The organism is Azospirillum sp. OGB3 (assembly GCF_014192915.1).
In the GTDB taxonomy this organism is placed as follows: domain Bacteria; phylum Pseudomonadota; class Alphaproteobacteria; order Azospirillales; family Azospirillaceae; genus Azospirillum.
In genome coordinates this window covers 33,477-45,428 of record NZ_JACHYN010000011.1, presented here as the reverse complement: position 1 = coordinate 45,428, position 11,952 = coordinate 33,477, and the positions used below count along the sequence as shown (strand labels likewise).

Here is an 11,952-nt window from a genome sequence, read left to right as displayed (position 1 = left end):
CCTTTACAGCCGGATACGGTCGGCGATCAGCGGCCCGGCCGGCGGGGCGGTGTCGGCCACGGTGAAGGCGCGACGGAGCAGCGCCGCCGCGTCCTCCGCCTGCGCCGCGCTGCGGGCGTGGACCACGGCGAGCGGGCGCTCCGCCGGCCCCACCGAAGCGCCCAGCCCGGCCACGTCGGCCAGCCCGACGGCGAAGTCGATGGGATCGGTCGTCTTGGTCCGCCCGCCGCCCAGGGCCACCACGGCGATGCCGACCGCCCGCACGTCGATGGCCGCCACCACGCCCGCACGCTCGGCGAAGACCGGCTGGACGACGGGGGCGGCGTCCAGATAACGGTCCGGCGCGTCCAGCAGGTCCGCCGGGCCGCCCAGCGCGTGGACCATCCGGGCGAAGCGCTCGGCGGCCTGCCCGCTCGCCATCGCCTGGTCGAAGCGGGCGCGGCCGGCGGCGGCGTCGGGAACCAGCCCGGCCAGAACCAGCAGCTCGGCGGCCTGGGCGGCGGTGACCTCGTAGAGCCGGGAGTCGGCCGCTCCGCCGCGCAGGATGTCGATGCACTCCCGCATCTCCAGCGCGTTGCCGGCGGTCAGGCCCAGCACCTCGTTCATGTCGGTCAGCAGCGCGACGGTGGGCAGCCCGGCGCCCTCGGCAACGGTGACGAGGCTGTCGGCCAACTCCCGCGCCTTGGCGATGTCGGGCAGGAAGGCGCCGGAGCCGAACTTCACATCCATCACCAGCGCCTGCAGCCCCGCCGCCAGCTTCTTCGACAGGATGGAGGAGGTCAGCAGGTCGATGGTCTCCACCGTCGCCGTCACGTCGCGGATGGCGTAGAGGCGGCGGTCGGCGGGGGCGATGTCGTCGGTGGCCCCGATCACCGCGCAGCCGACCTCCTTCGCCACCCGCTCCAGCGTCGCCCGGTCGGGCTTGGCGCGGTAGCCGGGGATGCTCTCGAACTTGTCGAGCGTGCCGCCGGTGTGACCCAGCCCGCGGCCCGACACCATCGGCACGAAGCCGCCGCAGGCGGCCAGCGCCGGGGCGAGGATCAGGCTGACCTTGTCGCCGACGCCGCCGGTCGAATGCTTGTCGACCACTGGGCCGGGCAGGTCGAGATGGTCCCAGCGCATCACCGTCCCGGAATCCCGCATGGCCAGCGTCAGGGCCACCCGCTCCTCCAGCGCCATGCCGCGGAAGAAGACGGCCATGGCGAAGGCCGCCGCCTGCCCTTCGCTGACGGAGCCGTCGGTGATGCCGCGCACGAAGGCGCCGATCTCCGCCGCGTCCAGGCGTGCGCCGTCGCGCTTCTTGCGAATCAGTTCCTGGGGAAGCATCCGTGCGTCCGTTCCGTGGTCTGGTCTGTCGCGCGGATCAATAGCCGGCGGTGGCCGGTTGGGCAACCGCCCCACCGCCCTTGCCGTCACCCTTGCCGTCCTTGCCCTCGCCCTTTCCCTCACCCTTGCCGCCATGGCCGGCGGTGGCGAGCAGCGAGTCGAGCAGCGCCGACGCGCCGAAGCGGAAGGTCTCCGGCTTCGCCCAGCCCTTGCCCTGGATCACGGTGGCAAGCGCCAGGAAGGCCGCCGCCCCATCGGCGTCGCGGATGCCGCCCGCCGCCTTGAAACCCACCGGCTTGCCCGACTCGTGGATGACGTGCAGCAACAGCGCCGCCGCCTCCAGCGTCGCGGCGGGCTGCACCTTGCCGGTGGAGGTCTTCAGGAAATCCGCCCCGGCGGCGATGGAGTCGCGGGCGGCCCAAGCCAGCAGCTCCGGGTCGGGGAAGCAGCCGGATTCCAGGATCACCTTCATCGTCACGTCGGTCCCGCAGGCCTCGCGGCAGGCGCGGATCACGTTCATCGGCTGGGTGCGGGCGCCGTCGATGAAGGCGCGGTAGGGAAGCACGACGTCGATCTCGGTCGCGCCGTCCTTGATGGCCGCCTTGGTCTCCGCCGCCACCGTCGCCGCGTCGGCCTCGCCCGAGGGGAAGTTGATGACGGTGGCGATCTTCACGCCGCTGCCCTTCAGCGCCTTGCGCGCGGTCTTGACGAAGCGCGGCCAGACGCACACCGCGGCGACCTTGCCGGCGGGGGTGACGGCGCGCTTGCACAGCGCCTCCACCGTCTGGTCGGTGTCGTCGTCGTTCAGGCTGGTCAGGTCGAGCAGGCCGATGGCCCGGCCGGCCCCCTTGGCGTCGGCCTTGACGGCGGCCGCGGTGTCGAGCGCCCGTTGCAGATCGGCGGGAAGTTTCATGACCGGCGTCCTTCGTCTATGTTCAGCCCGTCGAGAAAGCCGGTCAACAGCCGCTCCAGGTCGGAGGCGGCGGCCGAGGCGGCGCGCAGGGTCTGGTCATGGTCCACCGGCCCGTCGCCGAGTCCCACCCCCAGGTTGGTGATGACCGCGCAGCCCGCGACCCGAAGGCCGCAATGCCGCGCGACGATGCATTCGGGCACCGTGGACATGCCGACCGCGTCCGCCCCCAGGACCTTCAACATCCGGACCTCGGCCGGCGTCTCGAAGGAGGGGCCGGGATAGGCGGCGTACACGCCCTCGACCAGATCGATGTTCAGCTCCAGCGCCCGGCGCCGCATCAGCGCCCGCAAGGCGGGGTCCCAGGCGTCGGTCATGCTGGGAAAGCGCGGGCCGAAGCTGTCCTCGTTGGGACCGGTCAGCGGGTTGGCGCCCAGCATGTTGATGTGGTCGGAGATCGCCATCAGCCGCCCCGGCCCGACCTCCACCCGCAGCGAGCCGGCGGCGCAGGTCAGCACCAGCGTGTCGCAGCCGGCCAGTTTCAGCGCGCGGATCGCCGTCTTCAGCGCGTCGAAGCCGTTGCCCTCGTAGGCGTGGACGCGGCCCTGCATGCAGGCGACGGGCTGGCCGCCGAGACGACCCAGCACCAGCCGGCCCATATGCCCCTCCACGCTGGGCAGCGGAAAGCCGGGCAGGTCGCCGTAGGGCATGACCGTCGCCCCCTCGATCCGGTCGGCGACCCCGCCCAGGCCGGAGCCGAGCACGATCCCCACCCGCGGGCGGAAGCCGGGGACCCGATGCAGGATTTCCGCGGCGGCGCGTGCGGCGGTCATGGCGGTCAATTCCCCTCAGAAATCGAGATTGTCAGGGCCGAAGGAGTGCGGCAGCAGTTCCTCCAACGTAAACGTGCGACGAAGCCCTTCCGGTCCACAGACATGAATCGGCGTATCGGGTCCGGCGAATTCGCGCAGCCGCTGGCGGCAGCCGCCGCAAGGCGTGCACAGCCGCCCGTCGCCGGACTGGCCGCCCATGACGGCGATCGCCCGGATGCTCCGGTCCCCGGCCAGGACCATTGCCCCGATGGCCGAGGACTCGGCGCACTGCCCCTGCGGGTATGCGGCGTTCTCCACATTCGCCCCGGCGTGGATGCGCCCGGATTCGCCCAAGATGGCCGCACCGACCGAAAAATGCGAATAGGGCGCGTAGGCCTGCGCCATCGCGTCGCGGGCGGCGGCGATCAGAGAGTCGACGACCGGGACGTCTTGCGGGTCGCTCATCACCGCTCCTTCACATAGGGAACACCACTGGCCCTGGGGGCCACCGCCCGGCCGACGAAGCCGGCGAGCAGAAGCACGGTCAGAACATAGGGCAGCATCTGGATGAACTGCACCGGGATCACCCCCACCACCGGCAGCGGCACGCCCTGCAGGCGCACCTGCACCGCGTCGGTGAAGGCGAAGAGCAGGCAGGCGAACAGAGTCGGCCAGGGCCGCCATTTCCCGAAGATCAGCGCGGCCAGCGCCAGATAGCCCTTGCCCGCCGTCATGTCGCGCACGAAGCCGGCGCCGTGGGCGGTGGACAGATAGGCGCCGGCGATGCCGGTCAGCACCCCGGTGATGATCACCGCCTGATAGCGCAGCCGCGTGACCGACAGGCCCGCCGTGTCGACCGCCGCAGGGTTCTCCCCCACCGCGCGCAGCCGCAGCCCGAAGCGCGAGCGGGTGAACAGCCAGTGGGTCGCCACCACCAGAAGGACGGTCAGCCAGATCAGCACGTTGGCGTCGTCGATCAGCTCCCGGTAGACGGGGCCGAGGACCGGAATCCCGGACAGCGCCTCCACCCCCGGCAGATGGATTTGCGGCAGGCGCGCCTCTCCCGGCAGCAGCGGGGTCTGGCCGCCCTGGCGGAACCAGGCGTAGGCCAGGGTCGGCGCCAGCCCGGCGACCAGGATGTTGATCGCCATGCCCGACACCACCTGATTGCCCTTGTGGGTGATGCAGGCGAAGCCGTGGACCAGCGCCAGCGCCACCGAGGCCGCGACCGCGGCGCCCAAGCCAAGCCACGGGTTGCCGGTGGACGACGCGACGGCGGCGGCGAAGAAGGCGCCGGCCAGCATCTTGCCCTCCAGCCCGATGTCCACCACCCCCGCCCGCTCGCTGTACAGCGCGGCGAAGGCGGCGAGCACCAGCGGAGTCGCCACGCGGATGGTGGCGTCGGCCAGCAGCAGGACGACGAGCAGGGCGTCATCCATGGGCCGCTCCCCCGTCATGGCCCCCGCCGCGCCCCTCGCTACGACGGCGGAACAGCGCCTCGACCCGCGGCTTGAACAGGTTTTCCAGCGCCCCGGCGAAGAGGATGACGAGGCCCTGGATGACCATCACCAGCTCCCGGTTCACGGTGGGGTATTCGAAGGACACCTGCCCGCCCCCCTGCGCCAGCACGCCGAACAGCAGCGCCGCCAGGATGATCCCCACCGGATGGTTGCGCCCCATCAGCGCCACGGCGATGCCGACGAAGCCCACCCCGCCGGTGAAATTCAGCAGAATGCGGTGCTGCACCCCCATGATCTCGTTCACGCCGACGAAGCCGGCAAGCGCCCCGGAGATCGCCATGGCGAGGATGATGTTCCGCGCCGGGGAAATCCCGGCATAGACCGCCGCCCGCTCGTTCCGCCCGACCGTGCGGATCTCGTAGCCCCAGCGGGTCCGCCAGAGGAACAGGTAGAACAGCGCGCAGCAGGCCAGCGCCCACAGGAAGGACAGGTTCAGCGGCGAGGCCGGAATGGCGACGCCGACCCAGCCGAGCGCCCGGTCCATGGTCGGCAGCCAGACGCCCGGATCGAACTCCCGCGTTTCCGGCGACTGCGATCCGGGGCGGATCAGCACGTCGACCAGCAGGTAGGTCATGATCGCGGCGGCGATGAAGTTGAACATGATCGTCGTGATGACGATGTGGCTGCCGCGCCGGGCCTGGAGCCAGCCGGGAACCGCTCCCCAGGCCGCCCCGAACAGCGCCGACAGGGCCACCGCCCCCAGCGCCGCCACCGGCCAGGGCCAGCCGGTCAGCGCCAGCCCGACCAGCCCGGCCCCCAGCCCGCCGAGATAGGCCTGCCCTTCCCCGCCGATGTTGAACAGCCCGCAATGGAAGGCGACGGCGACCGCCAGCCCCGTGAAGATGTAGCTGGTCGTGTAGTAGAGGGTGTAGCCGATGGCCTCCGGGTAGCCGACCGCCTCGGTCACCAGCAGCGCCAGCACGTCCAGCGGATTCTCGCCGATCACCAGGATGACCAGCCCCGACAGGGCGAGGGCGGCGATCAGGTTCAGCAGCGGCAGAAGCGCGTAACCGACCCAGCCGGGAATCGCGCCCGGCGGCCGGCCGAAGCCCCGGCCCGTCACCCCCTGCGCCGCGTCCTGCGCCATCCCGGCTCCATCCGTGGTGAATTCCGTTCACAAGCCGGACGGCGTCAACGCTCCAGCGTCAAGGAAAGTGCCCCGCGCCACGGCCCAGCGCAAGCGGGAGCGTTCGGGGTCAGCCTTACGCAGCCCCCGCCACCCCGGCCATCATCAGGCCGAGGCGCCGCTCGTCCGCTTCGTCCGGGGCTGCCTCGCCGACCAGACGGCCGTCGAACATGACGAGGATGCGGTCGGACAGGGCGCGGATCTCGTCCAGCTCCACCGACACCAGCAGAATTGCCTTGCCCTGGTCACGCAGCGCCACCAGACGGCGATGGATGAACTCGATGGCCCCAATGTCCACGCCGCGGGTGGGCTGGCCGACCAGCAGCAGGTCGGGATTCCGCTCCATCTCGCGGGCCAGGACGATTTTCTGCTGGTTGCCGCCGGAGAAGTTGGCGGCGGGCAAGCGTGGGTCGCGCGGGCGCACGTCGTAGGCGTCCATCTCCGCCGCACAGCGGTCGAACAGCGCGTGGCGGTCCATCAGGAGCCGCCCGTTGAAGGCCGGATCGCCCTGATGGCCGAGGATCGCGCATTCCTGCGCCTCGAAGCTCGTGACGAGGCCGACCCGCTGCCGGTCCTCCGGCACATGGCCGACGCCGAGCGCGCGCAGCCCCCGCGCGGTGAAGCGGTCGGGCCGGTCGGTCAGCTCCTCCCCGCGCAGGCGGACGGAGCCGCCGGCCAGCGGGCGCATGCCGGCCAGCGCCTCCAGCAACTCGGACTGGCCGTTGCCGGACACGCCGGCGATGCCGACGATCTCCCCGGCGCGCACGGTCAGCCCGACGCCCTTCACCCGCTCCACCCCAGCCCCGTCGCGCACGCGCAGGCCGGAGACCTCCAGCACCGCCGGGCCGGGCGTGGCCGGCGCCTTCTCCACCCGCAGCAGCACCTTGCGTCCGACCATCAGCTCGGCCAGTTCCTCGCGGCTGGTGTCGGCGGTGGCGACGTTCGCCACCACCTGCCCGCGGCGCATGACCGTCACGTTGTCGGTCAGCTCCATGATCTCGCGCAGCTTGTGGGTGATGATGACCACCGTCTTCCCCTGCCCGCGCAGCGCGCGAAGGATGCGGAACAGGTGGTCGGTCTCCTGCGGGGTCAGGACGCCCGTGGGCTCGTCGAGGATCAGGAGGTCGGCGCCTCGGTAGAGCGCCTTGAGGATCTCCACCCGCTGCTGCGCCCCCACCGGCAGCTCGCCGACCGGGCGGTCGAGGTCCACCTCCAGCCCGTAGTCGCGGGCCAGCCGGGTCAGCTCCACCCGCGCCCGCGCCATCCCGGCTGCCAGGGTGACGCCGCCCTCCGCCCCGAGCAGCACGTTCTCCAGCACCGTGAAGGGATCGACGAGCATGAAATGCTGATGGACCATGCCGATTCCGGCGACCAGGGCGTCGCGCGGGCTGCGCACCGCCACCGGGCGGCCGTCGACCAGGATGGTGCCGCCGTCGGCCGGCAGATAGCCGTAGACGATGCTCATGATCGTCGACTTGCCGGCGCCGTTCTCGCCGATCACGCCGTGGATGGTGCCCTTCGGCACGGCCAGCGACACGTCGCGGTTGGCGTGGTTGGCGCCGAACCACTTGTTGACGCCGCGGGTTTCCAGGGCGGGAGGCTGTCGGGGCATGGGGACTTTCATGATTGGAAGGTCCTTGCCCCCACCCTTCCCACGGCTTGCGCCGCGGGTCCCTTCCCTCCCCTGCTTCGCGGGGGAGGGTCAGGGAGGGGGCAATGCTCGGCGATGCAGAAGCTCAGCTCACGGCTGATACGGCTTCACCACCAGCTCGCCCGCGATGATCTTGCGCTTGGCACCCTCAACGGCCTTCTCCATCTCCGCCGTGACGAGCTTGCGGTTGTTTTCGTCGAGCGCGTAGCCGACGCCCTCCTCCTTCAGCCCGACGACGCGGTGGCCCGCCGTCCAGCTGCCGTCCTTGGCCGACTTCATGCAGTCGTAGACGGTCACGTCCACCCGCTTGACCATCGAGGTCAGGATCTTGCCCGGGTGGATCCAGTTCTGGTTGCTGTCCACCCCGACGCTCAGTTTCCCCGCGTCCGCAGCGGCCTGGAGCACGCCCAGCCCGGTCGCCCCGGCCGCCGCGAAGACCACGTCGGCACCGCGCCCGAACTGGCTCTTGGCCAGCTCCGCCCCGCGGGTGGGGTCGTTCCAGGCGGCGGGGGTGGTGCCGGTCATGTTGGTGAAGACCTCGCCGTCCGCCTTCACATGTTTCACCCCCTGCTCGTAGCCGGTCAGGAAATTGCGGATCAGCGGGATGTCCATGCCCCCGATGAAGCCGACCTTCCCGCTCTGCGAGGCCAGCGCCGCCAGCATGCCGACGAGGAAGGAGCCCTCATGCTCCTTGAAGGTCACCGACTGGACGTTGGGCAGGTCCAGCTTGTCGTCGATCAGGCAGAATTTCGTGTTGGGGTATTCCCGCGACACCTTGTCCACGGCGGCGGACTGGGAGAAGCCGACCGCCGTGATGACGGTGGCGCCCCGCCGCGCCATGTTGCGCAGCGCCTGCTCGCGCTGGCTCTCGCTGGTGACCTCGAACTCGCGGTAGACGATCCCGGTTTCCTTCTTGAAGCGCTCCGCCCCGTTGTAGGCCGCCTCGTTGAAGGACTTGTCGAACTTGCCGCCCTGGTCGAACACCACCGCCGGCATGAACTCGTCCGCCGCCAGGGCGGGTCCCGCGGCGGGAACGGTCGCCGCCGTCAGCGACAGGGCCAGCATGCTCAGAATGCGCGTCATCGTCATCGTTCCGCTTCCCCGTTCCGGTGCGCCCGCTTGCCGGGTCGTGGCGGCCAGGATAGCCGCTCCTCCCAGCCCGCGACAGAGGGCACATGGCGGAGGGGATTTCCGCCGCAGGTCACAGCCCGTATGGGACCTCATGCCGCGACGCCGGTTGACGGAAGGGCGGTGGCCCGCTATCACGCCCGCCATTGCCCGGAGGAGGCGCCCGCAGGAGGGAATCGCAGATTGGACGAGGTGATCGGCGTGCATGGTCTGGTGGTGCTGCTGCAGGGCATCGTCCTTGGAATCGCCATCGCCGCTCCCGTCGGTCCCATCGGCCTGCTCTGCATCCGGCGCACGCTTCAGCACGGACCGCTGATGGGCTTCTTCACCGGCTTCGGCGCCGCCGTGGCGGACACCATCTACGGCGCCATAGCGGCCTTCGGCGTGTCCGCCGCCCTGGACTTCCTGCAGGGGCACGAAATCGCCTTCCAGCTCGTCGGCGGCATCTTTCTGCTCGTTGTCGCCATCCGCACCTTCCGCCAGAAGCCGGAGGACGAGGAGCGCGAGGCCGCCAGCGCGCCCGACACGCCGTCGTTCCTCGGCGGCTTCATGACCGGTCTGTCGCTTACCCTGACCAACCCGGCGACCATCATGGCCTTCATCGCCATCTTCGCCGGCTTCGGTCTGGGTGGAAATCTGGGTCGGGTGGACGCCTCCACGCTGGTGGCCGGCGTCTTCATCGGCGCGTCCTTGTGGTGGTTCACCCTGTCGATGGGCGTGGCCGCCGTGCGCCACCGCATCTCCGACCGCGGGCTGACCCGGCTGAACCATTGCACGGGAGTGGCGCTGGCGGCCTTCGGCCTGTGGGCGCTCGGGATGGCCGTAACGGGCATGGCCGGCTGGGCCATGGGATGAGGCGTCCAAAGCTGGGCCTTAAGGACTGAGCGGGGCCCCCGCTACCGGCGGATCGCCGTCCGGCCCACGCGACGACTTCTGCGCGCGGCGGATGCCGTGGAAATGGCTGACCAGTCGGTACAGGTACAGCCCCACCAGGACCACCAGCAGCCCCACGGTGAAAAAGCCCACCAGACTGTGGGCGAAGGGCCAGCGGGACAGCATGTAGCCGGTCCAGGCCAGCAGCAGCGTCCACAGGATCGACCCGGCCCCGGAATAGAGGCAGTAGAGCGGGATCGACATCCGGCAGGCCCCCGCCGGGATCGAGATCAGGGTCCGCACCCCCGGCACAGGCTGGGTCAGGAAAACGGCGATCCCGCCATGCTTTCCAAACCACTCCGTGCTTCGTCGGACCTTCCTCGGGTGAATCGTCAGCCAATGGCCGTAGCGTTTTAGAAAGGCTTCCAGCCGGTCACGGCCCATCAACCGGCTGGGCAGGAACCAGACCAACTGCCCGGCCAGCGACCCCAGCCCGCCAGCCAGGGCGACACCGAGCAGACTGTACTCGCCCTGCGCTGCCGCGATGCCCGCCAATGGAATGACGGATTCCGCCGGAACCGGCGGGATGACCCGCGCCAGGACCAGCAGCAGGAAAATGCCCACGTAATTCATCGTGTGCATCACATCGACCAGCCAATTGGTCAGTCCGCCAGCCATTTCCGCTCACCCAGGTTTTAATCCCTGGAAAAAACAGGTTGGCGGGCCGTCGGTTCCTGAACGTTGTCGCGGCGCGAAACCGCATGTCACATTCAGACGATAAATGCTTAGATGTAGAATAGGCAAGAGACGTACACACCCCTGTATGCAGTCGATCGTCTCTGTCCGATACCGGCCATGACGTATTCACTCCGCCATGGTGAGAAGAGAGAGAACCGCCATGCTTCTGAGCAACTTCAAGATATCCACGAAAATCTTGTCCATTATCATCATGCTGGGAGCGATCTGCGCTGGCATTACTGCCACGTCGGTCACCGGATTGGACGCGCTGAGCCGCGCCACCGACGAGATCAAAGCTTCCGGCGATGAGATGAGGCTCGGCGCACGACTGAATCGCCTGGTGGTCGAATTGCTCCGCGACGAATACCGTCTTGCTGCCAACCCGGCCGATCTGCCGGAGGTTCTGCCCTCCATCGCGACGAGCCGCGACACGCTGTCCACGAACCTCGCCAAGATCAAGGAGACCGCCGACCCCGAGCAGATGCGTCTGCTGACAGACTTCGAAGCGGCGTTGTCGCTCTACAAGACTCAGTTGGAACAGACCCTGGCCTTAGCCCGTCAGATCAATGCGAAAGGCGCGGTCGGATATCATCAGGACATTCTCTCTTCGGTCGAAAACAGTGCCGTTGCCGCCCGGAAGCTCCAGGAGCTGAGCGTCAAATACACCGCCTACACCGACGACAAGGCGTCACGGCTGTCCGACGATGCCTCCCAACTGGCGGAGCGGCGGGCCGTCCAGCTCATCGCCGCCGCCGTGGTCGGCATTGTCGTCGGGCTGCTGCTGGGCTGGCTCATGTCGCAGTTCGGCATCGTCCGCCCGGTGACCGCCATCGTCGCCTGCCTGCGCGGACTGGCCGACGGCAAGCTGGACACCGAGGTGTACGGCACCGACCGCAAGGACGAAGTCGGCCAGATTGCCGCCACCGCCGACGTCTTCAAGCGCAACCTGCTCCACAGCCGCGCGATGGAGCGCGAGGCCAAGGAGGCCGAAGCCCGCTCCCAGGCGGAAAAGCGCGCTGCGATGCTCGCCCTGGCCGGCCGTTTCGAGTCGCAGGTGGGCGTCATCGTGAACGACGTCGGCGGCGCCGCCACCGAGCTTCAGGCCACAGCGGCGCAGCTCGCCTCCGCGGTCGAGGAGGTCGGCGCCCAATGCAACGCCGTGGCCGGCGCATCGGAGGAGGCCAGCGCCAACGTCCAGACCGTCGCCTCGGCATCGGAGGAGATGTCCGCCTCCATCCACGAGTTGGCCGAGCGCGTGAGCCGGGCCGCCGCCCGCTCCAAGGCTGCGGCGGAGGGGGCCAATCTGGCCCAGACCCAGCTCGATTCCCTGTCCGCCGCCATCGAGCAGGTCGACCAGATCGTCGCTTCCATCAACGCCGTCGCCTCCCAGACCAATTTGCTGGCGCTGAACGCGACCATCGAGGCCGCCCGCGCCGGGGAGGCCGGCAAAGGCTTCGCCGTGGTCGCTCAGGAGGTCAAGAATCTCGCCAACCAGACCCACGCGATGACGGAGCAGATCGGCAACCAGATCGCCGCGGTGAAGAGCGCCTCCGGCCGGACGGTGGAGGCGATGCGCGCCATCATCACCCAGGTCGAGGAGATCGACCGCTCCACCGCGGAGATGGCCGCCTCCGTCGAACAGCAGAGCGCGGCGACCGGCGAGATCAGCCGCAACGCCCAGCAGGCCGCCAACGGCACCGCGGAAGTGTCCAGCAACGTCGCCGGCATCCAGCAGGCGGAGTCGGAGACCAGCGCCGCCACCCACAGCGTGAAGGAGGCGGCCGACCAGTTGGCCGAACGCGCATCGAGCCTGAAGCGCGAGGTCGATCAGTTCCTGTCCGAAGTGCGCGTGGCCTGATCGGCCGCCC

The 11,952-nt window shown here is 69.7% G+C and carries 11 protein-coding genes; 2 read left to right on the top strand and 9 right to left on the bottom strand.

What is annotated here, in order from left to right; genetic code table 11:
- Nucleotides 1-3 precede the first annotated feature (3 nt).
- From deoA to FHW79_RS20525, 8 genes are all read right to left on the bottom strand, one after another.
- A complete protein-coding gene (gene deoA / locus FHW79_RS20560) occupies nt 4-1,326 on the bottom strand; it encodes a thymidine phosphorylase (protein WP_183180664.1) in 1,323 nt (440 codons plus the stop codon).
- 37 nt (nt 1,327-1,363) lie between these two features.
- On the bottom strand, nt 1,364-2,239 hold the full coding sequence (deoC, locus tag FHW79_RS20555) for a deoxyribose-phosphate aldolase (protein ID WP_183180663.1): 876 nt from the start codon (nt 2,237-2,239) through the stop codon (nt 1,364-1,366).
- Nucleotides 2,236-3,069: a purine-nucleoside phosphorylase gene (locus tag FHW79_RS20550; protein WP_183180662.1), complete on the bottom strand. Its 834-nt coding sequence runs from the start codon at nt 3,067-3,069 to the stop codon at nt 2,236-2,238. The genes deoC and FHW79_RS20550 overlap by 4 nt, the downstream gene beginning before the upstream one ends.
- Nucleotides 3,070-3,084: 15 nt before the next feature.
- A complete protein-coding gene (gene cdd / locus FHW79_RS20545) occupies nt 3,085-3,513 on the bottom strand; it encodes a cytidine deaminase (protein WP_183180661.1) in 429 nt (142 codons plus the stop codon).
- The gene (locus FHW79_RS20540; protein ID WP_183180660.1) at nt 3,513-4,487 is read right to left on the bottom strand and encodes an ABC transporter permease; all 975 of its coding nucleotides are present in this window, start codon (nt 4,485-4,487) and stop codon (nt 3,513-3,515) included. The genes cdd and FHW79_RS20540 overlap by 1 nt, the downstream gene beginning before the upstream one ends.
- Nucleotides 4,480-5,655, bottom strand: a complete 1,176-nt coding sequence (locus FHW79_RS20535) for an ABC transporter permease (protein ID WP_183180659.1) — start codon at nt 5,653-5,655, stop codon at nt 4,480-4,482. The genes FHW79_RS20540 and FHW79_RS20535 overlap by 8 nt, the downstream gene beginning before the upstream one ends.
- Nucleotides 5,656-5,770: 115 nt before the next feature.
- Complete coding sequence (locus FHW79_RS20530; protein WP_183180658.1) at nt 5,771-7,306, bottom strand: ABC transporter ATP-binding protein; 1,536 nt, start codon at nt 7,304-7,306, stop codon at nt 5,771-5,773.
- Between the two features lie 129 nt (nt 7,307-7,435).
- Nucleotides 7,436-8,428 (bottom strand): BMP family ABC transporter substrate-binding protein, encoded by a 993-nt coding sequence (locus FHW79_RS20525; RefSeq protein ID WP_211108406.1) that lies wholly within the window; start codon nt 8,426-8,428, stop codon nt 7,436-7,438.
- Nucleotides 8,429-8,665: 237 nt separating this feature from the next.
- On the opposite strand from FHW79_RS20525, the gene FHW79_RS20520 reads away from it, so the two are divergent.
- Nucleotides 8,666-9,328, top strand: a complete 663-nt coding sequence (locus tag FHW79_RS20520) for a LysE family transporter (RefSeq protein WP_236778199.1) — start codon at nt 8,666-8,668, stop codon at nt 9,326-9,328.
- Nucleotides 9,329-9,346: 18 nt separating this feature from the next.
- Here the strand turns inward: FHW79_RS20520 and FHW79_RS20515 are convergent, their stop codons facing one another.
- Nucleotides 9,347-10,024 (bottom strand): DedA family protein, encoded by a 678-nt coding sequence (locus tag FHW79_RS20515; RefSeq protein WP_119510012.1) that lies wholly within the window; start codon nt 10,022-10,024, stop codon nt 9,347-9,349.
- Nucleotides 10,025-10,220: 196 nt separating this feature from the next.
- Between FHW79_RS20515 and FHW79_RS20510 the strand changes: the two genes are divergently transcribed.
- Nucleotides 10,221-11,942: a methyl-accepting chemotaxis protein gene (locus FHW79_RS20510; RefSeq protein ID WP_348984230.1), complete on the top strand. Its 1,722-nt coding sequence runs from the start codon at nt 10,221-10,223 to the stop codon at nt 11,940-11,942.
- The last annotated feature ends 10 nt before the right edge of the window (nt 11,943-11,952 follow it).

Bases quoted from the DNA above. Each gene is read 5' to 3' on its own strand.
- cdd (WP_183180661.1), bottom strand. From the start codon at position 3,513: ATGAGCGACCCGCAAGACGTCCCGGTCGTCGACTCTCTGATCGCCGCC.
- deoA (WP_183180664.1), bottom strand. From the start codon at position 1,326: ATGCTTCCCCAGGAACTGATTCGCAAGAAGCGCGACGGCGCACGCCTG.
- FHW79_RS20525 (WP_211108406.1), bottom strand. From the start codon at position 8,428: ATGACGCGCATTCTGAGCATGCTGGCCCTGTCGCTGACGGCGGCGACC.
- deoC (WP_183180663.1), bottom strand. From the start codon at position 2,239: ATGAAACTTCCCGCCGATCTGCAACGGGCGCTCGACACCGCGGCCGCC.
- FHW79_RS20530 (WP_183180658.1), bottom strand. From the start codon at position 7,306: ATGCCCCGACAGCCTCCCGCCCTGGAAACCCGCGGCGTCAACAAGTGG.
- FHW79_RS20540 (WP_183180660.1), bottom strand. From the start codon at position 4,487: ATGGATGACGCCCTGCTCGTCGTCCTGCTGCTGGCCGACGCCACCATC.
- FHW79_RS20550 (WP_183180662.1), bottom strand. From the start codon at position 3,069: ATGACCGCCGCACGCGCCGCCGCGGAAATCCTGCATCGGGTCCCCGGC.
- FHW79_RS20510 (WP_348984230.1), top strand. From the start codon at position 10,221: ATGGTGAGAAGAGAGAGAACCGCCATGCTTCTGAGCAACTTCAAGATA.
- FHW79_RS20515 (WP_119510012.1), bottom strand. From the start codon at position 10,024: ATGGCTGGCGGACTGACCAATTGGCTGGTCGATGTGATGCACACGATG.
- FHW79_RS20535 (WP_183180659.1), bottom strand. From the start codon at position 5,655: ATGGCGCAGGACGCGGCGCAGGGGGTGACGGGCCGGGGCTTCGGCCGG.